This is a genomic window from Tolypothrix sp. FACHB-123 (assembly GCF_014697075.1).
Lineage (GTDB): Bacteria > Cyanobacteriota > Cyanobacteriia > Cyanobacteriales > Nostocaceae > Aulosira.
Map to the genome: position 1 here is coordinate 1 of NZ_JACJRE010000049.1, position 25,589 is coordinate 25,589.

Below are 25,589 nucleotides of genomic sequence, written 5' to 3' on the forward strand. Positions count from 1 at the left end.
ATGTCAATACATATAAGGCTTTTGGCAAAATAAAGATGCTTTTTTTGTGTTTATATGAGTGCTATAACTAATAATTTGGCATAATAGCTACTGAAGAACCATATCAATTCAAAACTCAAAACTTGTACTGAGAGCTTCGTGAAGTATTCAAAATTAAGCAAGCCAGAGTTTACAAGGGTTTTGAGACGAGAATTTGAGTTATGAGTTTTGGCAGATCGGTACAATTGATAATTACCGTTTCGCTGATTGTTTGCGACTTTAGCAGTGGGTGATTGATTGACGCAGTGCTTTACTAGCTAGACAATCTAGCCTAGTGTGTGGTATATACATTAGTTCCTAATCACCCAAAGATTGTGTCTGGATTTTGGCAGATTGTATTGTATATATTTCTCGGTCAGTAATCAATGGCACAAGCAATAGCTGACAAGTTACCACTAATGGTTTGCAGTGTTAATTAAAATACGCCATAACGAGCTTTTCCTTGTCGCTTCGCACGGTACATAGCAATATCAGCATCTCGGAGTAGGTTGTGTGGTTCTTCGTAATGACTACTACTTAATGCAATCCCAATGCTAGCGGAGGGAAAGATCTGATTTCCGTTGAAGTTAATTGGTACGCTTAAAGATTCCTGAATGCGTTTGGCTACATTGGTTGCGTCTGTAACGTCTTTGATATCTTCTAACAGTACAGCAAATTCATCACCACCAAATCTAGCTACTGTATCGCCACTGCGTAAACATGACTCTAAGCGTCGGGCGATCGCTACTAAAAAATCATCGCCGATCACATGTCCAAAGCGATCGTTAATTCCTTTAAAACCATCTAAATCTAAAAACAAAACTGCAAAATTATAATCATTGCGCCGTTTGCTGCGTTCAATTGTTTGTCTGAGGCGATCGAGAAATAAAACTCGATTGGGAAGCGCTGTTAATGCATCATGACAAGCATTGCGTAGTAGTTGGGCTTCTGTTTGTTTGCGTTGACTAATATCTTGAAACACTAAAACTGCACCATCAATATTGCCATCCACATCACGAATTGGGGCGACAGAATCACCAATAGGTATAATCTTGCCATCCTTAGCCAGCAGGTTACAGTTGTCTGGTATGTTTAAAACTTCTCCTGCTTGTATTGCTTTTGTGGCTAAATTATCAATTACTTCATCCATGTCTTTGTCAATTAAGTTTACAACTTCACTTAAATCCTTGCCATAAGCTTCATCTTGTCTCCAACCTGTGAGGGTTTGGGCGACTGGATTCATCATTTGAATACAGCCATTAGCAGAAGTGACTACGACTCCACAGCCCATACTATTAATAATTGCTGTGAGTTTCTGCTTTTCTTGTTCATATTTTTTATGCAGTCGATGCTTATAAAGTGCCATTTCGACAGCAAATTGCAAGTCTTTTTCAGCACATGGTTTGAGAATATAGCTAAATGGCTCACTGAGTTGCTGTTGGTATGTTTGATTATCTCCTGAATACTCCGTTAAATACACAACTGGTATCTGGAAATCATTTTGGATAATATCCACAAATTCAGTACCATTAATTTTACCTGCTAAACAGATATCAATTAATACTAGATGTGGATTATCCTCCGCTACTTTTTTGATAGCTTCTTCACCGGAAGCTGTCAATTCTAGAACAGAATACCCTAACTTTTGCAAACTATTTCTTATATCTAAAGCTAGGATTTTTTCATCCTCAACAACTAGGATTTTGTGGGAGAACATGTTAGACTAATCTGTTGGCTAAAGTGCAGATTTTGTTTTCAGTCTCGGCTCACTCTGAAAATCAATAATCCTATAATAATCAATCTGTAATCTACCTGTGTAGTGCCGTGAGTGAAATAATAACTAAGTTTTTATTTACATATTTTTTCTGGCGCTCATACAGTTAATATCCTGTTAATAAGCCAAAATCCTATTTGGAAATGTAAATTGTCATACAGTTATCAGAAACTCAAGAAATATTTTGGCAATTTGGCAGATTTACATCATAAAGAACACAAATCTTTGCGGGCTTTACGTAAGGGAGTAAAGATTTGAATGTTAAGAGAGTAAGCAGAGAACAGGGATTGTAGAAGTAATATCAAATTCTTCTATACTGTTGCAAGTATTCAGGGCATTTAATTGGTATTCCGGTTATTTTTTGCTACAATTTTGACTTAGTAGATTAAAAAATTTAATGTATCTTTTAGCAACAAATACAAGAATATACTCTGCAAAAGGTATAACAATATACGATTTTAATAAAGCTGAAGATTGGGTTTAAATGATAGATTGCTTGTATGAAAAGCAATATAAAAAATTAAATTGCATGTATCAAATATCTTTAAGGAAATTTCCCGGTCGAGAAATGTTAATAAGGAAGAAGAATAGTTGCCAAGAAAGCCAATAGTCAATAGCTAAGAATTGATTGATCAATAACTATTGACTAATGACCAATGACTAATGACCAATGACTAATTAGACTTGGTTCTTGTTAATTCAATGTGAATTTTGCCGCTAAAGTCGGGAATAGGTGCTGCGGGTTTGATGAGAGTAACTTGGACTTGGGTAACGCGATCGCATTCTTGGAGAATTGCATCTGCAATTGTGCTGGCTAGCTTTTCGACTAAAGCGCACGAGTATGTTTTAATTAGGTTTTGCACTAAGCCAATTACATGGCGATAATCTACTGTGTCTGCGATCGCATCTGTGCTCGCCGCAGCAGACAGATCCAACCATAACTTGACATCAGCCTCAAACCATTGTCCTAACACCTGTTCTTCAGCTAAAAACCCGGTGTAGCCGTAGCCACGAATTCCCGTTAAATAAATGCAGTCCATAACAGTAAAAGTGCGAATGAAAGCATTCTGGATTTTAGCTGGATCTGTCCCGTTGCAGTATAGGCTTGAGTAGTTAAGAATTCATTTATTGCTCTGTTTGCTGGAATGACGATCGCTTATAGCAATGTTAATCAACTTTGGGCTGATATCTTAACCCAGACACTAAAGCGCCTCGGATTGACTTGTGCTGTTATTTGTCCGGGTTCCCGTTCTACACCCTTAGCAGTGGCTTTTGCTACCCAAAGACCGGATATTGATGTTATCTCAATTCTGGATGAACGTTCCGCTGCTTTCTTTGCTTTGGGACAAGCTAAAGTTAGTGGAAAACCTGCGGTACTGGTTTGTACTTCTGGGACAGCTGGTGCTAACTTTTATCCAGCGGTGATTGAAGCTAGAGAAAGCCGCGTACCGCTGTTGGTGTTAACGGCGGATAGACCACCAGAATTGCGTGATTGTCACTCTGGGCAAACTATCGATCAATTAAAGTTATACAGTGGATATCCTAACTGGCAAACAGAATTAACTTTGCCTATAGCAGAGATGGGAATGCTTGGCTATCTGCGACAAACAATTATTCATGCTTGGGAACGCACACAAACCCCCTCACCAGGGCCAGTACATTTAAATATTCCGTTCCGCGATCCCTTAGCACCAATTCCTGATGGAACTGACTTGAGTCAGGTGCAATCTCAGTTAAATTTTGCAGATTTTTTTGCGGGACTAACAAATACTTTCCCCTTCCCCATTCCCCGTTCCTCATTCCCAATTCCCGATGAATGGCGACAATGCGATCGCGGTATTATTATCGCTGGTGTTGCCCAACCACAGCAATCACAAGAATATTGTAGAGCGATCGCCCAACTTTCCCAAACCTTAAAATGGCCAGTTCTGGCTGAGGGACTCTCACCCTTAAGAAATTACGCCCACCTCAACCCTTATTTAATTTCTACCTACGACCTGATTCTACGCCATCCCCAATTAGCTAAACAGCTAGCACCCACAATGGTAATTCAAGTGGGAGAAATCCCCACAAGTAAAGAATTGCGTAATTGGATCAATACTACACAACCGCGACGCTGGGTAATAGATCCTAGCGATCAAAATCTCGATCCTTTGCATGGAAAGACGACTCATGTGCGAGTTTCAATTACAGAATTGAAGTTTGGGGAGAAGGGGGATACATTTTCTGTGTCGATTCCTGAATATTTGCAATTGTGGTGTGATGGGGAAACTAAAGTAAGAACTGCTGTTGATCGGACTTTGGGGACAATGGCGGAGTTATTTGAAGGTAAAGCAGCTTGGTTACTTTCCCAAACTTTACCACCAGGAACGCCCTTATTCATTGCTAATAGTATGCCAGTGCGGGATGTGGAATTTTTTTGGCAACCAAATAATTTAGGAGTGCGATCGCATTTTAACCGGGGTGCGAATGGAATTGACGGTACATTATCCACCGCTTTGGGAATCGCCCATCACAATCAAAGTACTGTGATGTTAACGGGAGATTTGGCTTTATTACATGATACTAATGGTTTTTTAATCCGCAACAAGTTCGTCGGACATTTGACAATCTTGTTAATTAATAACAATGGTGGGGGAATTTTTGAGATGTTACCCATTGCCAAATTTAACCCACCTTTTGAGGAATTTTTTGGCACTCCCCAAAATATTGATTTTGCTCAGTTATGCGCCACCTATAACGTAGAGCATGAATTGATTACTAATTGGGAACAGTTGCAACAAAAATTAAATCCGCTCCCAACTCAAGGAATTAGAGTATTAGAACTCAGAACAAATCGCGCTCATGATGCTAAATGGCGACGGGAAAATTTACCAAAGTTTTACTAACTGTTGGTGGTTGACGCTTGACTGGGAAAAGAAATTTTCAGACTTGATTCACAGCTTAATTACGAATTACGAATTCCCTTGTACTTGTTTAATCGCATTCATTACTCGTTGGTAATTTTGCCTGTCGCCTTGTTTTTGATATAAATTTGCAGCTTGTTGTAAATCTTTCAGTGGTTGTGGGCGATCGCCTTGTTTGTAATATATTACCGCTCGGTTAAAGTAAGGATCGGCATAATCTGGTTCAATGGCAATAGCTTGATTGTAATCGGCTATTGCTGCGGGAACATCTCCTAGGCGATACTGCGTATTACCGCGTTTAAAGTAAGCGGCGGCATATTTGGGACGCAAGCGAATTGCTTGGTTAAAATCTTCTATTGCTGCGGTGTGATTATTTAATGATTCAGTTTGCAGCAGTCCCCGCAGATAATAAGCTTCGGGATAATCGCCTTTGAGGGTAAGAGCTTGATTAAGATCCGCGATCGCACCTTGAACGTCGGTAAATCTTCGCGCTGCACCTCGATTATAATAAGCTGCGGCAAACTTGGGATTTAATCTAATCGCCTCAGTCCAGCTTGCAATTGCCCCAGGGTAGTCTCCACGCTGGTATTTTTCCAAACCTTGGGCGAAAACTGCTTCCGCACTAGTTTGGGCAATTAACATCGGTACTGTCTGAGCTTGTACTTTAGGAGTGATGCCGATCAGCGCAATCGTCATTCCCAATATGGTACTCATCCCAACTAATGATTTCATAGTTCTCTACAGTCAAGACGCAATCAAATCATACCAGTGTTTTCCTTATTTGAGTTTTCATCAACCACTAATACAGCCGAACCTGTAATTTTCCCACTCCTGAGGGCGGTTAAGGCTTCATTCGCCTGAGTTAAATTAAAGGTATTGATTTCTGTGTGGATGGGAACTTGAGGTGCTAAAGCCAGAAACTCTTCGCCATCTTGACGAGTTAAATTAGCCACAGAGCGTAACACCCGTTCTTCCCAAAGAATGTCATAAGGAAAAGCCGGAATTTCGCTCATGTGAATACCCGCACAAATTACAGTACCGCCTTTTGCCACTGCACGCAAAGCTGTGGGTACTAATTTACCTATAGGTGCAAAAATAATTGCTGCATCTAAAGGTTCTGGTGGTAATTCCTCTGAACTACCAGCCCAAGTTGCACCCAATTGACGGGCAAACTCTTGACCTGCAATATCGCCAGCACGGGTAAAAGCGTATACTTGCCGCTGTTGATAGCGTGCTAGTTGAATCAAAATATGAGCTGCTGAACCAAAGCCATAAAAACCAATTTTTTCTGCGTCACCAGTCATGCGATAGGCGCGGTAACCAATTAAGCCGCCACATAATAACGGTGCTGCTTGCAAATCTGGAAAGCTGGGATCTAAAGGAAAGCAAAAGCGAGAGTCAGCTACAGTGTATTCTGCATAGCCACCATCAATATTGTAACCTGTAAATTCTGCAAAATCGCAAAGATTTTCTCGACCGTTAAGGCAATAACGACAGCGATCGCAAGTATGACCCAACCAAGGAACACCAACCCGCTGACCGATGGTGAATTGTACAACGCGATCGCCTATCGCCTCAATCGTACCGACAATTTGATGTCCGGGGATGAGGGGTAACTTGGGATGAGTTAATTCACCATCAACGATATGTAAATCTGTGCGACAAACAGCACAAGCATGAACGCGAATCAGTACTTGCTCAGGATGGGGTTGAGGTACTGGTACGTCAGCCAATCGCAAAGGTTGATGCGGTGCCTCTAATATCATTGCACGCATAATTAATTCAGGATGATTTAAGTAAAGTATTTAGACTACTTGACTATTAATCTTAAGCCCTAGATCGGGCAACCTGAGATTAAGCGCTAATTGTCAGATCAAACCTGGCTCATCTGTTTGATTAACTCTGACTGTGATTCAGTTACAGCTAGGGAAGACTGCTCCAGAACAACTGCGATCGCATTAGACTGTAAAGAAATATTTTCTACTGGGGGATTATCGGTACAACAACCGTCTTTCCACTTTCCACCTAGTTTCCGATGACATGCTTTTTCAATATGCTGTCCCATAAAAAGTAGCAATTATGTTAACTGCTGTAGTGTGTCTGATTATCATAGTATTAAATGGCAAATTCCGGCAACTAGCGGCAATGAACATACATAATTGGGCATAATCAGCAGAGTCAGCACAGGAAGTAAAGCAAGTAAATCACTATTGTTTACTTTTGCTGTGGTTACCACACAACTTCCGTGGTAACGACACTGAATCTGATGGTAACCAATGCTGTTTGTGAAATTAATACCAATTCAAATAATGTTTGCGACACATCAATATATTCTAGAGGGCAAGGCAATACCCACCTGTGTCAACTTAAGTCACAGATGGCTGATTGCAAGGCTTACCTGCTCACCTGGGAATGAATTCCAAGGCTCATAGTCAAAGTAGGGGCGGGTTAAGCGAGATAGTCGTGAATTACTTGGAGCATATCTGTAAACCCGCCCCTACTAAAGTAAACTGGGGATAAATGATAATTTTTAGTTAGCTTTAGCTTACTTTTGCTATTAGACTCAGAATTCATTCTGAGGCGGGCTATGGGTTTGGCGTGGTTTCACATTAAGTAGACACGCATGGATATTGCCTTCTCCCTACCATCTGTCGCGTTCTTTTTTCAAATTGGTATAAAATTTATGAAAAAAGTTAGGTTTAAAACCGAGCAGAATTGTAGGTGACTGTCTTTAATGCGCGAATTTTGCATTGATTCATCCCTCAATTAACAGTCAACAATGCCGAAGGAATGCGTTGACTGGGCAGCAACAGATGATCAATAATTTGGTTGCGTAAATCTTTGGTCAGGTAACTATCACTCTGAATACATTTAAGTAGCAAAATATTAGCGTAAAAATAATCTTTTAAAATCTTAATTTCATCTGGAGTAAATATAATATCATTCCAGCCAATATCTAAATATAATCTCATAGCCGATCGCAAGCGATTCGCCCAGTCTAGCCAATCTGCTTCTGGCGCTAGTTCGTCGGGGCGGCTTTCTTTTAAAAACACGAGAAACTCTGCTAAATCTTCATTGATATAATTACTGCGATCGTCTTCATACTGGCGACAATTATGAACTTGTGCTAGGGAGTAATTAGGTTGCAGTTGTTGCGATTCTTGAGGAATATTCTCCCGTTCTTGCTTAGTAATACAAATTAAACCACTATTTTTATCAACTAAACTTACTTCTGTGCGTAATTCCGGCTTTGTCACAATTTCATTGCTAGCAGGAAGTTCTTCTTTCAACAGCGGACTTAAATTTTGTGATTCAAAACCTTTTTCCTGGGTTTTAGTCGAAATTATATGCGCGTGATAATCAACTAAATCAAAGGCAAAATCAGATAATAGCGAACGCGGATGAATACTTTTGCGTTCTTTATTGATTTCTCTTAAAGTCACCGCTAGTTCCTGGGCTAAGTGATAATCAACCTTTGACTGTAAATTGCTATATAATTCAAATACCTGATCAACAAACAAATAAAATGCCCGCCACGAACTAGATTTGACTGCATGTAATGTGGTGACATTATCTAACCAAATTAACATATCTTGTAAAACCTTATTTTCGTCCACCAGCAGATTAATTTGGCGAAACATCATTTTAAAGAAATCATCAGTATTTGCCAATCTTCCAGCAATCATCAAAAATACTTCTCGCCACTGACGCTTAGTTAAATGCTGTTGGATAACTTCGTTTAAAGCTGCTGTATTTCTTGTTTCTACTACATGATGAGCAACGAAATATTCTTGAAACGTCAAATGTGAAAAAGAATATACATCTTTGGATTGCTTAATTAGTAAACCATGATTTGCTTCAATAGCTCTTAAAATATCTTGACTCTCTTCAGCCAGCTTATCTGGGGCAATTTCGAGAATATTTTCTAAATAATTTTCAATTAACCTTTCTAACACATTCTAATAATACACCGCACAAGAAGTTGAGATTTTTTTCTTGCATCTTGATTGGTTCGCTACTATTAAAAAAATTCCGAATAGTTTTATCAGAAATTACATCTTTGTTGCTGTTGGTTTTATCTTGATAAAGATTATTCAGTTCGGTAATCAGGAGTTTTGGCGAACCACCAAACTTTTCGATATAAGCTTGCTTTAACTTTTCCCAGATTTTTTGAGCGATGATGATTGCTGTCATTGCTATACCCTCTACCTGTGATAATTTTTGAGTCTTCTTGAAACTAGAGTGAATGCAGTGGGCAATATATAAAAAATACCATCGCTAAAAGTTGGGTCATTAATGATTTAACTGTTTCGTTTTATTGATTTTGCAAGCTTTTCTAGATATCTCATGCTGTAGTTTAACGTACAAATACTTATATTACTAGCTAGCGCTCATCTCCCGACTGACTTTTATTTTTACTTTACAAACATTTCCTGTGAGCAGTTAACCGTCAACCCTTGCCAATGTTTTGACAGCTGATTTTTCTAGTTTATCTTCCGCAAGTTAGAAGCGGTAATTAAAATTTTTCCCTCTCAAGATAGTAGCCATTCGGTAGAAAAGGTTTGAAGATGGCAAATAACCGCTCATTACCGATTCTTTCCTAAGTTCACTACCGCTTGTTCTAAAATTCATCTTATGAGCAACACCACAATCCGCCCTAAGGCGTACCTAGATCCACCAAATGAGCGTTTCAATGAATTTAATTGTCAAATTTGTGACAAATTTAGATTCGCCTTAAATAACATCAACTCCGCTCTCATACTTTTAATTAGAGTGCGGTTGGATCAAAAGAAGAAACGTATCGCCTTGGAATTTATTGAGGAAAATGCTCGAATGCAAGGCTTATTGCTAGATGAATTACTCAATGGGCGTTATGCTTCAGCCGCTGCTAGTCAGTCACTCCTAGGTTTAGTGGGGGAGATGAGATTTGTCATCAATACCATTAGTTCCTGGAGTAAATCTTTACATAGTAATCAGCTCGAGCAAAGTACTTTAATTCAAGGTATTGAAGTGATGGAACACCATGCAAGAAATCAAAACGAACTAATTGACAGGTTGGAAAATTGGATTTTAACGCAAAACCAGCTTGCTTGTGCAAATAGCGATCGAGAGTAGAGAAACAAGCGAAAAATAATCAATGCCCAATGCCCAATGCCCAATGCCCAATATGGCACAGCGATCGCTACATTAGAAGATATATAACCAAAAATCATTATCGAGTCAAAGCGATCGCAACTCGCACACACCATCATGAATGCAAACGCCATTATTTCTCAAAATCCCCTACTTAAAGGTGCTGGCTTACCTCCGTTTACAGAGATTAAACCAGAACAAGTAGTACCAGCCTTTCAGCAGCTAATCACACAACTGGATGCAGAGCTTGCTAATTTAGAAACTAATGTACAGCCGACTTGGAGCGGTTTAGTAGAACCCTTAGAGAAATTCACAGAACGCTTGTCTTGGACTTGGGGTATTGTCAATCACTTAATGGGCGTCAAAAATAGCTCTGAACTCCGGGAAGCCTATGAAGCAGTCCAACCAGATGTAGTGCAGTTCTTCACCAAGTTGGGACAAAGCCAACCCCTGTACAATGCTTTTAAAGCTCTGCGTAGCAGTGGAGAATGGAATACCTTAGAATCCGCCCAACAAAGGATTGTGTCAGCCGCAATTCGCGATGCAGAACTTTCTGGTGTCGGTTTAGAAGGCGAAGCAAAAGAACGTTTCAACGCCATTCAACTAGAATTAGCCGAACTTTCCACCAAATTCTCTAATCATGTCTTAGATGCGACTAAAGCCTTTAGCTTAACCCTCACCACTAAAGCAGAAATCGACGGCTTACCCCAAAGCTTACTGAGTTTAGCAGCCCAAGCCGCCCGTGCTGCCGGTGAAGAAAACGCCACAGCAGAAAATGGCCCTTGGCGCATCACCTTAGACTTTCCCAGTTACGGGCCTTTTATGCAGCACAGCACCAGACGTGATTTACGCGAACAGCTTTACAAAGCGTTTATCAGTCGTGCTGCTAACGGCGATTTAGATAATAATCCCCTAATTGAGCGGATTTTAGAATTACGTCAAGAACTCGCAGGTTTACTCGGCTTTCGTAACTTTGCCGAATTAAGTCTAGCTAGTAAAATGGCTCCCAATGTCGAAGCTGTAGAAGCTTTACTAGAAGAACTGCGTCGCGTCAGTTATGATGCAGCAGTCAAAGATTTAGCCGCACTCAAAGAGTTTGCTTTAGCCAAAGGCGCAAAAGAAGCCGAAGATTTAAAACATTGGGATATTAGCTTTTGGGCGGAACGTCAGCGAGAAGAAAAATTTGCTTTCACCGCCGAAGAATTACGTCCTTACTTTCCCCTTCCCCAAGTTTTAGATGGCTTATTTGGCTTAGTCAACCGTTTATTTGGCGTTACCGTCACTCCCGCCGATGGTCAAGCCCCATTATGGCATGAGGATGTGCGTTACTTCCAAATTGCTGATGAAACCGGCGCGCCCATCGCCTACTTCTACCTAGACCCCTACAGTCGCCCCGCTGAAAAACGCGGTGGTGCTTGGATGGATGTCTGCATTAATCGCGGCAAAATCGTAGAAAATGGCGTTACCAGCATTCGTTTACCTGTAGCATATTTAGTTTGTAACCAAACTCCTCCCATTGACGGTCAACCCAGCTTAATGACCTTCAATGAAGTAGAAACCCTATTCCACGAGTTTGGACATGGTTTACACCACATGCTCACCAAAGTGGATTATACAGGGGCAGCAGGTATAAATAACGTCGAATGGGATGCGGTCGAACTACCCAGCCAATTTATGGAAAACTGGTGTTACGAGCGTCCCACCTTATTTGGGATGGCGAAACATTACCAAACAGGCGAACCTCTGCCAGAACATTATTATCAAAAGCTGATTGCTGCACGCAATTACATGAGCGGTAGCGGGATGTTGCGCCAACTCCACTTTAGCAGTGTGGATTTAGAACTCCACTCCCGCTATCGTCCCGGCGGTAATGAAACCCCAAGCGATGTGCGTCAGCGCATTGCTAAAACTACTACAGTGTTACCACCACTTCCCGAAGATGCTTTCTTATGTGCTTTTGGGCACATCTTTGGTGGTGGTTATGCAGCCGGCTACTACAGTTACAAATGGGCGGAAGTTTTGAGCGCTGATGCGTTTGCTGCCTTTGAAGAAGCGGGGCTAGAAAACGAAGAAGCAATCAAAGATACAGGCAGACGCTATCGAGATACAGTCCTGTCCCTTGGTGGTAGCAAACATCCAATGGAAGTATTTAAAACCTTCCGGGGACGGGAACCCAGTACGGCTCCCTTGCTCAGACACAATGGTTTAAATTAACCTTTAATTGGTTGACGGTTGACGGTTGACAGTTCACAGTCAATCGTCAACCGTGAAGGATTTTATGCCAATTTGAAAAAAGAATGCGACAGATGGTAGGGGCATAACAGTGCCATGCCCTTTAGAATATAGGGAAAAAAACTCCATCTCCTTGTGGATGGAGTTTCTTTTCACTTGAATAAAAATTTAACTTTTGCCCAAAACTACTAAGGCGACGCGATCCCACAAGACTCATAAAAATTGACTACTTACAGTTGCGCTAATATCACAAGTAGATGTGCTACGTTATCCCAAGCAAAGATACCGCAGTCAATTATTTAGCTTCATCAACTGGGGGGAATCTCCGATGTTGGCACAATGGCAAGGCTTCAAAAGTGGCAAATGGACAGAAGAAATCAATGTCCGTGATTTCATCCAAAAGAATTACACCCTTTACAGTGGCGATGAATCTTTTTTAACAGGTGCGACTCCCACCACTCAAGCACTCTGGGATAAAGTCAAGGACTTAATGGCAGTTGAGCGCGAGAAAGGTATTTTAGATACAGATACAGAAGTTGTTTCCACAATTACCTCCCATCAACCCGGTTATATTCACCGCGAACTGGAACAAATAGTAGGATTGCAAACTGATAAACCCCTAAAACGCGCTATCATGCCGTTTGGTGGCATTCGTGTAGTTAAAGATGCATTAACAGCTTACGGTTACGAACTCAGTCCCCAAACCGCAGAGATATTTACCAAATATCGCAAAACTCATAACGACGGCGTATTTGATGCCTATACTCGCGAAATGCGCTTATGTCGGCGCTATGGTATTATCACCGGATTACCCGATGCTTACGGACGGGGGAGAATTATTGGTGATTATCGGCGCGTAGCTTTGTATGGTGTTGATGGTTTAATTGATGATAAAAAATCACAACTTTTGTCTTTAGAGTTAGATGAGATTGTTGAAGATACAATTCGCTTGCGGGAAGAAATTTCTGAACAAATCAAAGCTTTGTTTGAATTGAAAACAATGGCTGCAAGTTACGGGTTTGATATTAGTCAACCCGCAGCTACAGCCAAAGAAGCTGTGCAGTGGTTATATTTTGGCTATCTTGCAGCTGTGAAAGAACAAAACGGTGCGGCGATGTCTTTGGGAAGGGTTTCGACGTTCCTAGATATTTACTTTGAACGAGATTTACAACAAGGAACAGTTACCGAATCCCAACTGCAAGAACTCATCGACCATTTTGTGATGAAGTTACGCATGGTGAGATTTTTGCGGACACCAGATTATAACCAACTGTTTTCTGGCGATCCTACTTGGGTAACGGAATGTGTTGCCGGTGTGGGTGAAGATGGTAGACCTTTAGTAACGAAAAATAGTTTCCGGATTCTGCATACTTTGTCTAATTTAGGCCCAGCACCGGAACCAAATTTAACTGTGTTGTGGTCGGAACAGTTACCAGAGAACTTTAAACGTTTTTGCGCTAAAGTTTCAATAGACACTAGCTCGATTCAGTATGAGAACGATGATTTGATGCGTTCTTACTGGGGTGATGATTATGCGATCGCCTGTTGCGTTTCTGCCATGCGTATTGGTAAGCAAATGCAGTTTTTTGGCGCGAGAGTTAATCTAGCCAAGTGTTTGCTGTATGCGATTAACGGCGGTAAGGATGAAATTTCTGGCGAACAAGTTGCAAGTGCGATCGCGCCGATTACTTCCGACTACCTAGATTATCAACAGGTACGGGAGCAATTTGAAACAATGATGGGGTGGTTAGCCAAGGCGTATATTAATACCCTTAACGTCATCCATTACATGCATGATAAATACTGCTACGAACGGATCGAAATGGCACTCCACGATCGCGATATTTTACGGACAATGGCTTGCGGAATTGCTGGGTTATCGGTGGTTACAGATGCTTTATCAGCAATTAAGTATGCCAAAGTCAAAGTATTGCGTAACGAAGCCGGATTAGCCGTCGATTATGAAATTACCGGCGATTATCCCAAATATGGCAACAACGACGATCGCGTTGATGAAATCGCGGTAGATTTGGTTACCAAGTTCATGAACGAACTGCGTAAACATCCCACTTATCGCCAAGCCACACCAACACAATCGGTATTAACAATTACCTCAAACGTTGTGTATGGTAAGAAAACCGGTAACACCCCCGACGGGAGAAAAGCGGGCGAACCCTTTGCGCCTGGTGCAAACCCCATGCATGGAAGAGATAGTAAAGGTGCAGTTGCGTCTTTAGAATCTGTAGCGAAAATTCCTTACCAATGCGCGCAAGATGGAATTTCCAACACTTTCTCAGTCGTACCATCAGCTTTAGGTAAATTAGAAGTCGATCAAATCAGCAACCTAGTGGGAATGCTGGATGGTTACTTCCACGATCGCGGACACCATATTAACGTTAACGTTCTCAAGCGAGAAATGTTAATAGATGCAATGGATCATCCAGAGTTATATCCACAGTTAACAATTAGGGTTTCCGGTTACGCGGTGAACTTTATTAAGTTAACGCGAGAACAGCAACTTGATGTAATTCATCGCACATTCCACGAACGATTTTAGGTTGCAGATTAGCTCAACATTAATGTGTTAACAGTGACAAATAATTAGTTAATGTACAACAGTTAAAGGCGGCACCCGGATTTGAACCGGGGGATGGAGGTTTTGCAGACCTCTGCCTTACCACTTGGCTATGCCGCCGCACTCGCTTAACTATATTACCAAGATTTTTGTGAAAAACGCATCCTCTGTTTAGAGAAATTTCTGAATTTTCCCAAAATCAGGGGTAAATTAAGTTTTTGTACTTAGGGCGATCGCCTTTTACTTGATGAAAAAACTGCTGATTCAACCAACACAAAAAAAGGATCATCGCCGGGTAATGGGTTGTAACTCATTACCCACAATGTTTTAGATTAAGTTTTAAAGTTTCACTTCATCAGCGAAACTTTGACGCCGGAAAAACCGAAAAGGCCCGGCTACAGATCCCCACAGATGCTCATCAGTTTCTAAATCTCGTCCGCGGTCGAGGCTGAGAAAGATATCTTCGCTGATTTCAAATTCGTTATCGAGATAGGTTTTGTTTCCCTTGCGAAAGACGATGCAGCCTTTACCTGGTTCAACTTTACCTTTAAAGCTGTTACCCGTCCATTCGACAATCATGTTACAGCCGGATAACTTTTCTAAATTATCCACCTTTAAAGTGGCAAGCTTTTCCAAGTTACGGGCTGCACCGTAAAAATTTGTTTCTTCTTTAACAGTGTAATTTTCAATGTGGATGCGATCGCCTGTGTCGATTAACTTCAACACCCGCACCCGATAAGGATCGTGTAGTGCAAAATCATAAGCTTGTTCCACAAACAAACTTACCCCTGATAAAAACTCTAAAGGTAGGGGACGCATACACACGCGAATATGAGCATAAAGTGGTGGGTTGTCAAAAGCTTGTTGTTGATTGCTAAAATCAGCCGCCATCCAGCGAGCCAAGGTAGCAATGTCCGTAGAGTGAGTCATTACAAATAATCAAATGATTGCTGAATATTCTTCTTGAAGTATTTTAAGGCTTTGTGATGGTATTGGGCATGGGGCATGGGGCATGGGGTATGGGAAACAATATGTGGATTTAGATGAGATTGCAACTTAAAATCTAAAAATTTTTTTCTCCCCTGTCTCTCCAACTAATTGGGGAGAATTACGATCGCTTTATGCGTCCTTCAAATTGGTAATTTAGTTAATGGGGTAGGGAGATTCGCAAATGACACAATGTAACGACAGTAAGCAATTACATCTGTTAACTATAATTATGACTGTGGCTATAGTCTGGCAGTTTAGCAGCTCGTTGACTTTGGCACAGAGTAAAAAGCCCCAACAACCAGATAAATTTCTCCCTAGTCCACTAGAAAATATACTTCCCGATCCATTACTAACACCTTTAGGCGATCCAAAAAAGTTGACTCCGGCGCAACTGCAACAGCTAGAACCGCAAATTGAGCAGCTAAATCAGGAAGCTGCGGCTAAACTGGAAGCGGGAAATACGGAAGCGGCGTTTGAAATTTGGAACCGAGAACTACGTTTACGCCGCTTGTATGGTTCATTAACTGAGGTGCAAGCATTGTCACGGGTGGGAGCGATCGCTTTTAATCAAAATAATCGCGAACAGGTGCAATATATTACCCAACGCTTGCAAGCTATTCAAACGCAAACCCTATCTCAGCCACTCTTGGATTTACAATTATTGCGATCGCTTGGTGAGGCTTATGAAAAAGTGCGATCGCCAAAACAGGCTTTGGAAGTGTACAATCGCCTATTAACAGCAGTCAAACAACAAAAAAATACCGCCGCGATTGTCGATACCCTCAAAAGCATTGGGGAAGTACATCTGGGTTGGTTCGATTATCCCCAAGCCGCAGCCACTTATCAAGAATTGTTAGATTTAGCTACTGCTACTGGTGATAAATTAAACGAGGTAGCATACTTGCAACAGCTAGCTTATATTTACGAACAGGCGAAAAATCCGCAAGAATCGATCAATATCTTGAGTAAGCTGGCAGAAATTTACACTAATGAAAATAATATGACGCAATTACCAAAATTTAAAATGGCGATCGCGGCAAATTATCAAACATTAGCCAAAGAAAACCCAGCTTTATTAGCAGAATCCTTTAAAAATTATCAAGCAGCTTATACCACAGCTTGGGAACAGCAACAATATGTTGATGCGGGTGAAGCTTTACAACAGTTAATTGCGCTGTACCGTTCTCAAGGACAAATAGAAGATGCATTACAAACTAGTCAAATTTTAATTGCAGCGCAAACTCAAGCTACCAACTATTACGGCGTTATGCAAGCTTACGACCAAATAGGACAACTTTATGTACAACAAAAACAATATCCCCAAGCACTCACAGCTTTTCAAAAGGGTTTAGAGATAGCGCAACAACTCAAGTATGATGAAACCTACTTTAATCAACAAATTGAAAAAATATCGAAAGGCAATTTGTAAGTAACATCTACTGTCCGTTCGCTGATTTTGAGGTGGTAAAAGTTATCAAAACCGCACGGAAACTACCAAGAGTTTTCTCAACTCGCCGCAGGTATTTGGCAGCCAGCAAAAGCTACTTTCTCTAACTTCATATCATCAACGCAGCAATCAGAAGAAGCTTTATGGCCACATCATGCTAGTAGTATCAAGTAGGCAGGAATTGCTATGAAAAAGATTAGTACATTTTTTAGTGAAGAACGCAACCAACTCCAGACAGATATTGAAAATACTAGTAGCATTGAGCAGATAGTTAAGCTAATTCAAAAGCGACTTGATAATTTGGAAAGAATTTATATTAGCGAGCTAAATTTAACTCAAGTCCGTTTAGCTTCCTTTTTATTAGATACGTTGCGACAGTCTATTGGGACTCTGGCGGCTGCTAATCTTGCTCAAATCGCTCCCACACAGCAAAAGCAAATTACTAACCCAGTTACAAACTTGAACCCTCACAGAGTCATCCTGAAACTACTAAAGATACTGCTTTATATAGGAATTTTGGCTTGGTTATTTTATTTAACTAAAACTACACCAGGTGCGTGGATGGGGATGTTGCTGGCTTCTGTGCTTTTGGGGTTGGAAGTTGTAGTGCAACTCGACAAAAACAATCAGGATGATCATTCAACGCCACAACAGCTATTAAACTTACCTCAAGCTGTTCTCCGGGTGGATAGTAAAGTTCTTTTAGACAACCTTGCTGATGCACTCCACACAATTGACCTAGCAATCGCTAGATTTGATGTAGGAAGTAAACAAGAAGAAGAACTTGGTATAGAAGAACTGCCAGAGTTATTGGGTTTTCTCCAAAAGCTTATGGGCGCATCATTTCTGAATAAACCCCAGATGGCGATCGCACTTGCGCAACTTCTGCCACAAATTTTAATGGAGCAAGGAATTCGTGCCCAAATTTACCGAATCAACGATGCGCAAAGCGATCGCAATTATTTTGATTTTGAGCCAAGTATCGACCCTGACAGCAAAGATTATGTAACTTTAGCACCTGCATTGCTCAAAGGCGATCGCTTGTTGCGGCGCGGCCGAGTCATTGAACCAGCGTATTTCCAAGCTAAAGAATAACAGATACCAATTCAAAATTTTACCCTGAGCGTAGTCGCAGGGTCAAAATTAAGAAATTCAGACATAAAAAGAGTTTGGGATTGTGTATCTGTCGAATTCTTTTTGCAAATTTTTAGACAAAAATACTATGGAAATTTTAGAAACAATTGGGTTTGATTTGGGACATGGTGAAACAGCCGTGGCTAAAGCGATAGTGGAGAGTATTGAACCTCCTCAAATGTTGGAGATTAATAATAGGAAAAATCAAATTACGGCTCTTGGTTGGCATCCTAGGCTTGGTTATCTTGTCGGAGAACAAGCATTAATTCAAGCTGGCGTTACCCAATTAACAATCTCTTTCAAGCAAAAACCAAACAACGACCCCAAGTATCAAGAAACAATTAGTACTTTTGTTACCACCTACTACCGCCTTTTAAAGGAAAGTAAACAAATTGAAGGTGGAGAAAATACTTACTTTTACGTTGGTTGTCCTTCTGGATGGTCTGTGAGCGATCGCACAGAATATCAAAAGTTACTACAATCAGCTGGAATCAATTTACTCAATGTTGTTCCTGAATCGCGGGCTGCTTTTATGCAAGCCAAAGAAGCCGGAAAACTAGAGTATAAAAAACTCCTTTCATCGGTGCTAATTGTCGATATTGGCTCTTCAACTACAGATTTTACTCTGGTTAAAAGTTTACAAGAAATCCCCATAGATTTTGGCAGTAATACTTTAGGCGCATCGTTAATTGACAAAGCTATTTTTGAGCGCACTCTGGCTAAACATGAGCAAAAAGCATTATTAGAAAAAGTATTTACAGAATATCCCCATCACCAAGCTCGTTGTGAACTTGCTTGTCGTAAAACTAAAGAAGATTACTTTTCTAATGAACAGCTATATAGTGATGCCCAATCCTTTGCTCGTGGCTTTGAGTCTATCAACGAGCAAATTTATTTTATTCCCCAAGTTAACCAATTAATTATGGAAGAGATATTGCATCAACCTTTGCCAGAATTAGCACAAAAAAGTTGGATGCAATCATTTCGTGATGCAGTCTTAGAAGCAAAAAAGCAGCTAGATAAACAAGGAATTGTGCCAAAGATTTTGCTGATGACTGGTGGTGCCTCCCGGATGAAATTTACACACCAAATCTGTCAAGAAATCTTTCCCGAACCAGAAACCCTCCTCCGCCCAGATCCTGAACCAGAACGTTGTATTGCATTAGGTTTAGCGCGTGTAGGTAGATGGGATTTGCGTGCTACTGCCTTCCAACAAGAAGTTAACAAACTCGTTGAATCAAACAAGCTCAAAGAATTGATTACCAGGCATATTCCAGAGTTAATTGAATTGTTAACTCAGCCACTAACAAATAGTTTAATTGAAAACGCAGTTCGACCAGGAGTAAAAGACTGGCGCAAGCATAAAATCAAGACTTTAGCCGATTTAGAAACTTCAATTAAAATTCAAGCAGAACAGTGGTTACAAGGCGATATTGCCCAGCAGATAATTAATAATCAATGCATTAATTGGTTTAACAATAAAATTCAGCCAGACTTATCCGCCCAAACAGATCCAATATGCCGCAAGTTTCAAATACCGAGAAGTAGTTTAAGGTTTGAGGATAGCATTGATCCAAGTTTTGTTAACCCTGAACTAACAATTGGTGATGCTATTCTTGCCGACACAGTAGCATTTATTGTCAACATTGTAATTGGTGGGGGTACTCTTGGTAGCATTATTACTTTGATACTAACCGGACATTTTACATGGCCGATTGTCTTAATATATGGTGCTTCGGTGATGGCTGCTGGAATGGAGTTAAATCGTAAAGATGTTCAAGAAGTAATTAAAACAAATGTTAATGTTCCAGGTTGGCTACGTTCTAGTTTTTTGAGTGATCAGAAAATTGACGATATGTGTCAGCAAATCAAGCCCGATTTAGAAAAAGTGTTGCGAGAACAACTAACAGCAAATCAGGAGGCTTTTAACGAACTTATTACTAAAGTTGAGCAAGGTTTAGAAAAAGCTCTTTCCTCGAAAGTTCAGGAGGCAATAATTCTGATCCAATAGTGGGATTGGTAGGATATCTAAGTCTTTTTTAATCCAAAAAACTAAATAATATAACAGCTTGATTTTTTTGATTTTCAAACTGTTAGGAATTTGCAAGAATTAAATCTTGATAGGCTTTGTTGCATGAATGAAAAAAATTTAGTCCTCCCATTTGTGACTTTCAGGCTAGCCTAATTGGATAAGCTAATGCGCGTCTAAATTGCATAACTATTAATAAGGGTTGTTAAACATTGACTATCAACAATCAACTGTCAACAGCCCTAACGATGGTTTTTGCAACTTAAAAGCAAAATACCTAATGACACGAACAATGGGTTCAGAAAATAGATCAGGGGAAAAGCGATTAAAAGACATACTGTACCTGCTAATGTCCACCAAAAAGCAGATTGGCGTTTTCGTACCAGAACAGTAAGTGCGATCGCCCACAGAACTGCACCCACAGTAATAAATGCTCCTGGCCCTGGCGCACCAAAATAACGATACAAGCTATTCTGAATCGTTACATACAGCGCCCCATCGTACTGCATTTTGGCAGGCAATTCTAAAATATGGGCAAATTCCAATCCTGTAAATAATGCTACTAGTATAATTGTGAGCGATCGCCAGATTCTCAGAAACATCATGACCTCTTAAAGGCAATACAAGCAATACTAGTAAAGCGAGCTAGCCCAACGGGAAACGAAAGAAACTGAAGCTGAGTCAGCCCGGCTTCGTGTATAAGCATTGACAGTTCTTCTTGACTAAAACATCGATTTCCCCAATACCACTGAATTAACCAACCCAATAATCCAGACTGAGTGACGACAACAATCAAAGGTGCGCCTGGACGCAGAACCCTGACCATTTCCCGTAATCCTTGTAGCGGATTGGGTAAGTGTTCGATTGTGTGGGCACAGATGACAGCATCAAAAGCACAATCTGCAAAAGGCAAAGTATTGACATCACTTTGATAAACTTGATGAGGAACCTTTGCCAGAGAAAGTTTTTGATCTGCTTTGTTCAGCATTTGGGCTGAAATATCAACTCCAGTGATATGTGCTTTGGGGTTAATAATTTGAGCAAATGCCAGACTGAAAGCTGCTGTACCAATACCGCAATCACAAATGGTTAATTTATCTTGACTGTGAGGTAACATATCGGCATTTTTCAGCGATCGCCATAACTCTCTGTAAGCATGGCTATAACCTAAAACCTGAAGATGTTGATGCCACCAGGAAGCAGCTTGATTATAGGTTTGAGACAGTTGCGCGTTTGTGGGATAAACTCGTTGAACAGAGATTTGCCACCATCCGATTGTCCATTCCATTGTCAAACCTCATTGATGCATGACTGTAATTTCACAGTCGCTTTGAAGCTGGCATTTATCCCTAACCAAATGGATAGATAAAAGGATAGTTTTAAAAGTAGTTCAAATCGCAAAACTACTGATTCAGAATTTGTTGAATATCTTCTGGGATAGACATTTTTTCTGAGTCATCAACATTGGCTTTACCTCCTCTGAGGTATCTTTTTTTTCCAGACAAGAGTGTTAAGGGAATTGCTAAAACTGTTGACATTAGTTGCATAGAAATCTCCTGAAAGTCTTTTTGTTTCCAGGCGAGTTTCAGCATATTCCAATGGGCAATTGGATGAGCGATCGCATCATTCTGTCCGAGAATGTGAGCGCGTTGTAAGGCTATCCATGCTGATTCAAAGTCTTGCTCTGCAATCAATGTTTTCGCTTTGCTAAGTTCTGCTTGGAAATGTTCATATACAATCGCTTTCATCTAATTATCCTCCAAATATTAACTTGATGAGCTTGTTAGTTTTTGCAAGGTGAAATAATAAGAGGAATCACCTGTTTTAAAAAGTCCATACCAGGCTTCGAGAATTTGGGCATCGTAAATATCAAGCTTTTTGAAAATGTGGTAAGCAAACTCAAGAGGAGCGGTAGAGTTTGCAGTAATAACATCACCAGCTGTCACCGCCGGTTGATTTTGATAAAAAGCTGCTCCACCATAGTTTGTTGCTTGCAAATACTCGGAGGCATTACTGGTGTGGGCTTTATCATCCAAGATGCCGACACGCGCTAATCCTGCGGTTGCACCACAAATCGCCGCAATTGGGATACCTCCTGCCAGGAAGGCTTTTGCTGTTGCCAAAATTTCAGTATTTGAGCCTGCATCCCATGCCTCACCTCCTGGCAGAATGAGCATGGCGCTTGAGTCTAGTTCGTCGAGGGTGATATCAGGCAGAATTGTCACTCCCCCAATGGTTGTCACAGGTTCCGCATCTAAGCCAACGGTTTGCACGCGATAGCGTCCAGGGTGTTTTTGAAATGCCGGGTTGTTTATTCCCGCAACGGTAAAACCAATTTCCCAATCAGCAAGGGTATTAAATACGAATAGATGGACGATTTGCTTTTCCATACAATACAAGTGGGGAAGTAGATTCGCTTGTTACCAAAAAAAGTTTTTTATCTTCCCCAGATTCCCCAGCTTAACAAGTGTGCCTCATTCGTTCACTAGCCGAAAGGATAGGTGTTGGAGTTAGACTTTCTCCTAGAATAAAATCCCTAATTCTCTAGCTTTCGCTACAGCTTGAGTGCGATTGTTGACTTCCAACTTGCCGTAGATATTTCGCGCGTGCCATTTGACAGCAGCCAGACTGACAAAAAGTCGCTCGGCGATCGCCTGATTCGACATTCCAGTTGCTAGATAATTTAGCACTTCCAGTTCGCGGTCAGTTAATGGCTCAATCAACGCTGAGACTGAAGTAGATTTATTCTGCTCCACTGAACCAGATACAGCTAATAAAAGATGCACTTGTGAGGTATGAATATTCTTTGAGACAGCGTGTTGCAATAACTCTGTCATTGGTTTTCCTTCATCTAAAAACAGACGAATGTAATTGCCTTGGCGGGGAATATTCAAGGCTTGATTGAGATAATTTAGAGATTCTTTTCTATCTCCTTGAGCTTGCAAAACCAACGCCTGTAAAAGCAAGGTTTCCATAACGCGGATAGTTCGTCCGCCTATTTGAGCAAATTCATACAATCGCTTAAGCAATCCCAGGGCATCTTGTAAATGAGATGAAGATGACTTATGTTGACCGTAAGCTAGTAGTACTCTGGCATAAGTTAAGTAATCGAGTTCGGAACCTGTCGGAAACTGTTCAGTTCGACTATAGTGCAGTTCACCCTCTACACTCAGATTACTGTTCTCTGCCCAGGCGATCGCCGCATCTAAATTTCCTTCTGCCAAATGCAATCTCACCTTACAGGTTTCAACAGCCAGGATGGTCGGCCAGAGCCAAATTTGACAGCGTTCAGCCCCAAGAATGGCAGCCCACGCTGCTTTTAAGTCTCCTTGAGACAGGCGTACTCGTGCCAGTGTAATATAGCCCATCATCAATCCAGGCTGCTGATTCTCAATAGCGCGCTCAATGCTTTGGGTAAGATGTTGTGCAGCTGCTTCTAACTGGTTTTGTTCTCTTAATACATCAGCTAACGCTACCTGCACCAAAACACCTGCATAAGTTGCTAACCAACGTCGTTGCGTTGCTAGTTCCAAGCCTTGCTGACACAGAGAAGTTGCTAACTCCAGTTTTCCTCGCAATGCCAGAAACTGTGCTTGTAAATAAAGCCCTGCGATCGCGGGATCGGCTGTGCCTTGTGCCTTACCAATAGAGCTAACTTCTGTTAGTAATGGCTTTGCTCCCTCATAATTATCGGCAACAAAATAAGTCACACCAAGATTGAGCATAATTAGCGATCGCAACCAAGAATGGTCTGACGGCAATAATTGCAAAGCTTTTTCCATGAATGCGACTGATTGGGCTGTATTTCCTTGCTGACGCGCTTGCATTCCTTTAAGTGCGGCTACTAACCCCCAAAGGCGATCGCTGTTTTCAGTGGTATCAATACCTTGATTTAACAAGCTTTCTAAGGTTTTGAAGACGCCAACTGTATCGGGAAACGAAGAAGTGGTGAAAGCAGCCCAGGCTTTAGCTACAAGTAACCAGGGACGGGTATAAGTCAGTTGTGCGGGTAATGCGTTCAGAGCATTACCCAAAGCGATCGCATCAATGCGAGGGTTTTCTGTGGTTTGAATTTCTTGCTCAATTAAAAAAGCTGCATACTCAAATGTCTCTGCTGAGATGGCGTGTTTAATAGCATCTGTAATATATCCCTGCTGTTCGTACCATTGGGCAGCATAATGATGATATTTCCCAATACAATCTGGTTTTCTGCGGTGCAGAATATGACGCAGTGACTCAGCAAACAGATGATGATAGCGATACCAGGTGCGATTACCGTCCAATGCAATGACAAATAAGTTTTGCCGCTCCAATTGCTCTAAAATCTCGGCTCCATTTACCGCATCTTCTCGCATCAGAGCTTCACAGAGGGAGCCGCACATCTGCTCTAGGATAGAGGTTCGCAACAGAAACAATTGCAAGGACGGCGATTGCCGTTGTAAAACTTCCTCGACCAGATAATCTAGGATATAGCGCTTATCTCCGCCAAATGATTCAATGAAAACCTCTAAATTAGTATTATCACGTAAGGAAAGCATAGCTAACTGCAACCCGGCAATCCATCCTTCAGTTTTTGTTTGCAAAATTGCTATCTGTGACTCTGTTAATGGCACTGCTATAGACTGATGCAAAAATGTGGCGGCTTCTGCATCAGTGAAACGTAAATCATCTGCCCGTATTTGGGTTAATTGGTTGCGGACGCGCCATTTGGCTAAAGGTAGGGGTGGATCAACACGAGTTGCGATCGCTAAATGGATCTGTGTTGGTAAATGCTCCAGAAAAAAAGTTAGCGTGTCATGAATTGCGGCAGTTTTAATTAGGTGATAATCATCCAAAATAAGAATTAAAGCCGTTTCCAGTTGTGCTAATTCATTAATTAACGGTGTCAAAAATACTTCAAATGGCACTGCTTCGCTCGCTTGTAACATTGCCAGCGTAGCTTCACCAATATGATGAATATTCTGCTGCAAAACAGCGATAATATATCTCCAAAAGCGCCTTAAATCGTTATCTTGGTCATCCAGGGAAAGCCAACTTACAGATACTTGAGTTTGATGTGCCCATTCGCTCAACACAGTTGTCTTCCCAAAGCCAGCCGCAGCCGAAATTAGAATCAGTCTGCTGGTTAACCCCTGATTTAATTTTTCCCACAGGCGTTGCCGTTGCACTAGAGGCGAAGGTGACAATGGAAGATGCAACTTGGTTACTAGCAGAGGACTAAGCATATTGAATATCTGCACAAACCCTTGTTTTCAGGATAACAAAACAAGCATTTTCTCTTCATCCATCTAGTAAGCTAGTGGAACTAAAAACCAAACTCTGTTAAATATAATACCGAGTTGAAGAACGTA

The 25,589-nt window shown here is 41.0% G+C and carries 21 protein-coding genes and 1 tRNA gene; 8 read left to right on the forward strand and 14 right to left on the reverse strand.

What is annotated here, in order from left to right:
• Positions 1–454: 454 nt before the first annotated feature.
• Positions 455–1,735 carry a diguanylate cyclase domain-containing protein gene (locus H6G41_RS25525; protein WP_190749874.1) on the reverse strand — a complete coding sequence of 427 codons (1,281 nt, stop codon included), beginning with the start codon at positions 1,733–1,735 and terminating at the stop codon, positions 455–457.
• A gap of 731 nt (positions 1,736–2,466) precedes the next feature.
• Positions 2,467–2,832: a dihydroneopterin aldolase gene (folB, locus tag H6G41_RS25530; RefSeq protein ID WP_190749876.1), complete on the reverse strand. Its 366-nt coding sequence runs from the start codon at positions 2,830–2,832 to the stop codon at positions 2,467–2,469.
• A 105-nt stretch (positions 2,833–2,937) separates the two neighbouring features.
• Between folB and menD the strand changes: the two genes are divergently transcribed.
• A complete protein-coding gene (gene menD, locus H6G41_RS25535) occupies positions 2,938–4,680 on the forward strand; it encodes a 2-succinyl-5-enolpyruvyl-6-hydroxy-3-cyclohexene-1-carboxylic-acid synthase (protein ID WP_190749878.1) in 1,743 nt (580 codons plus the stop codon).
• Between the two features lie 66 nt (positions 4,681–4,746).
• On the opposite strand, the gene H6G41_RS25540 is transcribed toward menD, so the two are convergent.
• The 5 genes from H6G41_RS25540 to H6G41_RS25560 all read right to left on the reverse strand — a co-directional run bounded on the left by H6G41_RS25540 (position 4,747) and on the right by H6G41_RS25560 (position 8,892).
• On the reverse strand, positions 4,747–5,430 hold the full coding sequence (locus H6G41_RS25540) for a tetratricopeptide repeat protein (protein ID WP_190749880.1): 684 nt from the start codon (positions 5,428–5,430) through the stop codon (positions 4,747–4,749).
• A gap of 23 nt (positions 5,431–5,453) precedes the next feature.
• Positions 5,454–6,473, reverse strand: a complete 1,020-nt coding sequence (locus H6G41_RS25545; protein WP_190749882.1) for a zinc-dependent alcohol dehydrogenase family protein — start codon at positions 6,471–6,473, stop codon at positions 5,454–5,456.
• 98 nt (positions 6,474–6,571) lie between these two features.
• Positions 6,572–6,763 carry a hypothetical protein gene (locus H6G41_RS25550; RefSeq protein WP_190749884.1) on the reverse strand — a complete coding sequence of 64 codons (192 nt, stop codon included), beginning with the start codon at positions 6,761–6,763 and terminating at the stop codon, positions 6,572–6,574.
• A 697-nt stretch (positions 6,764–7,460) separates the two neighbouring features.
• Entirely contained in the window at positions 7,461–8,654 is a 1,194-nt protein-coding gene (locus H6G41_RS25555) for an NACHT domain-containing NTPase (protein ID WP_190749886.1), read from the reverse strand.
• A complete protein-coding gene (locus H6G41_RS25560) occupies positions 8,635–8,892 on the reverse strand; it encodes a hypothetical protein (protein WP_190749888.1) in 258 nt (85 codons plus the stop codon). Before H6G41_RS25560 ends, H6G41_RS25555 begins: the two co-directional genes overlap by 20 nt.
• 441 nt (positions 8,893–9,333) lie before the next feature.
• On the opposite strand from H6G41_RS25560, the gene H6G41_RS25565 reads away from it, so the two are divergent.
• From H6G41_RS25565 to pflB, 4 genes are all read left to right on the forward strand, one after another.
• A complete protein-coding gene (locus tag H6G41_RS25565) occupies positions 9,334–9,813 on the forward strand; it encodes a hypothetical protein (RefSeq protein WP_190749890.1) in 480 nt (159 codons plus the stop codon).
• A 29-nt stretch (positions 9,814–9,842) separates the two neighbouring features.
• Complete coding sequence (locus H6G41_RS25570) at positions 9,843–9,989, forward strand: hypothetical protein (protein WP_190749892.1); 147 nt, start codon at positions 9,843–9,845, stop codon at positions 9,987–9,989.
• Positions 9,949–12,045 (forward strand): M3 family metallopeptidase, encoded by a 2,097-nt coding sequence (locus H6G41_RS25575; protein WP_190749894.1) that lies wholly within the window; start codon positions 9,949–9,951, stop codon positions 12,043–12,045. The genes H6G41_RS25570 and H6G41_RS25575 overlap by 41 nt, the downstream gene beginning before the upstream one ends.
• A 346-nt stretch (positions 12,046–12,391) precedes the next feature.
• Positions 12,392–14,620, forward strand: a complete 2,229-nt coding sequence (pflB, locus tag H6G41_RS25580) for a formate C-acetyltransferase (RefSeq protein ID WP_190749947.1) — start codon at positions 12,392–12,394, stop codon at positions 14,618–14,620.
• 66 nt (positions 14,621–14,686) lie between these two features.
• Here the strand turns inward: pflB and H6G41_RS25585 are convergent.
• Together H6G41_RS25585 and H6G41_RS25590 are read right to left on the reverse strand one after the other, a co-directional pair.
• A tRNA-Cys gene (locus tag H6G41_RS25585) sits at positions 14,687–14,758 on the reverse strand.
• Positions 14,759–14,977: 219 nt separating this feature from the next.
• The gene (locus tag H6G41_RS25590) at positions 14,978–15,568 is read right to left on the reverse strand and encodes a chromophore lyase CpcT/CpeT (protein ID WP_190749896.1); all 591 of its coding nucleotides are present in this window, start codon (positions 15,566–15,568) and stop codon (positions 14,978–14,980) included.
• A gap of 241 nt (positions 15,569–15,809) precedes the next feature.
• Here H6G41_RS25590 and H6G41_RS25595 point away from each other — a divergent pair, with 241 nt between their 5' ends.
• From H6G41_RS25595 to H6G41_RS25605, 3 genes are all read left to right on the forward strand, one after another.
• The gene (locus H6G41_RS25595; RefSeq protein ID WP_190749898.1) at positions 15,810–17,057 is read left to right on the forward strand and encodes a lipopolysaccharide assembly protein LapB; all 1,248 of its coding nucleotides are present in this window, start codon (positions 15,810–15,812) and stop codon (positions 17,055–17,057) included.
• Between the two features lie 204 nt (positions 17,058–17,261).
• On the forward strand, positions 17,262–18,170 hold the full coding sequence (locus tag H6G41_RS25600; protein WP_190749901.1) for a hypothetical protein: 909 nt from the start codon (positions 17,262–17,264) through the stop codon (positions 18,168–18,170).
• A 127-nt stretch (positions 18,171–18,297) separates the two neighbouring features.
• On the forward strand, positions 18,298–20,220 hold the full coding sequence (locus H6G41_RS25605) for an Hsp70 family protein (protein ID WP_190749903.1): 1,923 nt from the start codon (positions 18,298–18,300) through the stop codon (positions 20,218–20,220).
• 260 nt (positions 20,221–20,480) lie between these two features.
• Here H6G41_RS25605 and H6G41_RS25610 read toward each other — a convergent pair whose 3' ends face one another.
• The 5 genes from H6G41_RS25610 to H6G41_RS25630 form a co-directional block, all read right to left on the reverse strand.
• Complete coding sequence (locus H6G41_RS25610) at positions 20,481–20,843, reverse strand: hypothetical protein (RefSeq protein ID WP_190749905.1); 363 nt, start codon at positions 20,841–20,843, stop codon at positions 20,481–20,483.
• Positions 20,840–21,526 carry a class I SAM-dependent methyltransferase gene (locus tag H6G41_RS25615; protein ID WP_190749907.1) on the reverse strand — a complete coding sequence of 229 codons (687 nt, stop codon included), beginning with the start codon at positions 21,524–21,526 and terminating at the stop codon, positions 20,840–20,842. The genes H6G41_RS25610 and H6G41_RS25615 overlap by 4 nt, the downstream gene beginning before the upstream one ends.
• Positions 21,527–21,641: 115 nt before the next feature.
• Positions 21,642–21,986 (reverse strand): DUF3703 domain-containing protein, encoded by a 345-nt coding sequence (locus tag H6G41_RS25620; protein WP_190749909.1) that lies wholly within the window; start codon positions 21,984–21,986, stop codon positions 21,642–21,644.
• Between the two features lie 18 nt (positions 21,987–22,004).
• Complete coding sequence (locus H6G41_RS25625; RefSeq protein WP_190749911.1) at positions 22,005–22,628, reverse strand: type 1 glutamine amidotransferase family protein; 624 nt, start codon at positions 22,626–22,628, stop codon at positions 22,005–22,007.
• A gap of 132 nt (positions 22,629–22,760) precedes the next feature.
• On the reverse strand, positions 22,761–25,463 hold the full coding sequence (locus tag H6G41_RS25630; protein ID WP_190749913.1) for a LuxR C-terminal-related transcriptional regulator: 2,703 nt from the start codon (positions 25,461–25,463) through the stop codon (positions 22,761–22,763).
• Positions 25,464–25,589 lie beyond the last annotated feature (126 nt).

What these genes read in the sequence shown, in the direction of transcription:
- H6G41_RS25615 (WP_190749907.1), bottom strand. Translation starts at nt 21,526, where the DNA reads ATGGAATGGACAATCGGATGGTGGCAAATCTCTGTTCAACGAGTTTAT.
- H6G41_RS25625 (WP_190749911.1), bottom strand. Translation starts at nt 22,628, where the DNA reads ATGGAAAAGCAAATCGTCCATCTATTCGTATTTAATACCCTTGCTGAT.
- H6G41_RS25630 (WP_190749913.1), bottom strand. Translation starts at nt 25,463, where the DNA reads ATGCTTAGTCCTCTGCTAGTAACCAAGTTGCATCTTCCATTGTCACCT.
- H6G41_RS25600 (WP_190749901.1), top strand. Translation starts at nt 17,262, where the DNA reads ATGAAAAAGATTAGTACATTTTTTAGTGAAGAACGCAACCAACTCCAG.
- H6G41_RS25590 (WP_190749896.1), bottom strand. Translation starts at nt 15,568, where the DNA reads ATGACTCACTCTACGGACATTGCTACCTTGGCTCGCTGGATGGCGGCT.
- H6G41_RS25620 (WP_190749909.1), bottom strand. Translation starts at nt 21,986, where the DNA reads ATGAAAGCGATTGTATATGAACATTTCCAAGCAGAACTTAGCAAAGCG.
- H6G41_RS25595 (WP_190749898.1), top strand. Translation starts at nt 15,810, where the DNA reads ATGACACAATGTAACGACAGTAAGCAATTACATCTGTTAACTATAATT.
- H6G41_RS25525 (WP_190749874.1), bottom strand. Translation starts at nt 1,735, where the DNA reads ATGTTCTCCCACAAAATCCTAGTTGTTGAGGATGAAAAAATCCTAGCT.
- pflB (WP_190749947.1), top strand. Translation starts at nt 12,392, where the DNA reads ATGTTGGCACAATGGCAAGGCTTCAAAAGTGGCAAATGGACAGAAGAA.
- H6G41_RS25575 (WP_190749894.1), top strand. Translation starts at nt 9,949, where the DNA reads ATGAATGCAAACGCCATTATTTCTCAAAATCCCCTACTTAAAGGTGCT.
- H6G41_RS25605 (WP_190749903.1), top strand. Translation starts at nt 18,298, where the DNA reads ATGGAAATTTTAGAAACAATTGGGTTTGATTTGGGACATGGTGAAACA.
- folB (WP_190749876.1), bottom strand. Translation starts at nt 2,832, where the DNA reads ATGGACTGCATTTATTTAACGGGAATTCGTGGCTACGGCTACACCGGG.
- H6G41_RS25565 (WP_190749890.1), top strand. Translation starts at nt 9,334, where the DNA reads ATGAGCAACACCACAATCCGCCCTAAGGCGTACCTAGATCCACCAAAT.
- H6G41_RS25570 (WP_190749892.1), top strand. Translation starts at nt 9,843, where the DNA reads ATGCCCAATGCCCAATGCCCAATATGGCACAGCGATCGCTACATTAGA.
- H6G41_RS25540 (WP_190749880.1), bottom strand. Translation starts at nt 5,430, where the DNA reads ATGAAATCATTAGTTGGGATGAGTACCATATTGGGAATGACGATTGCG.
- H6G41_RS25550 (WP_190749884.1), bottom strand. Translation starts at nt 6,763, where the DNA reads ATGGGACAGCATATTGAAAAAGCATGTCATCGGAAACTAGGTGGAAAG.
- menD (WP_190749878.1), top strand. Translation starts at nt 2,938, where the DNA reads ATGACGATCGCTTATAGCAATGTTAATCAACTTTGGGCTGATATCTTA.
- H6G41_RS25610 (WP_190749905.1), bottom strand. Translation starts at nt 20,843, where the DNA reads ATGATGTTTCTGAGAATCTGGCGATCGCTCACAATTATACTAGTAGCA.
- H6G41_RS25560 (WP_190749888.1), bottom strand. Translation starts at nt 8,892, where the DNA reads ATGACAGCAATCATCATCGCTCAAAAAATCTGGGAAAAGTTAAAGCAA.
- H6G41_RS25545 (WP_190749882.1), bottom strand. Translation starts at nt 6,473, where the DNA reads ATGCGTGCAATGATATTAGAGGCACCGCATCAACCTTTGCGATTGGCT.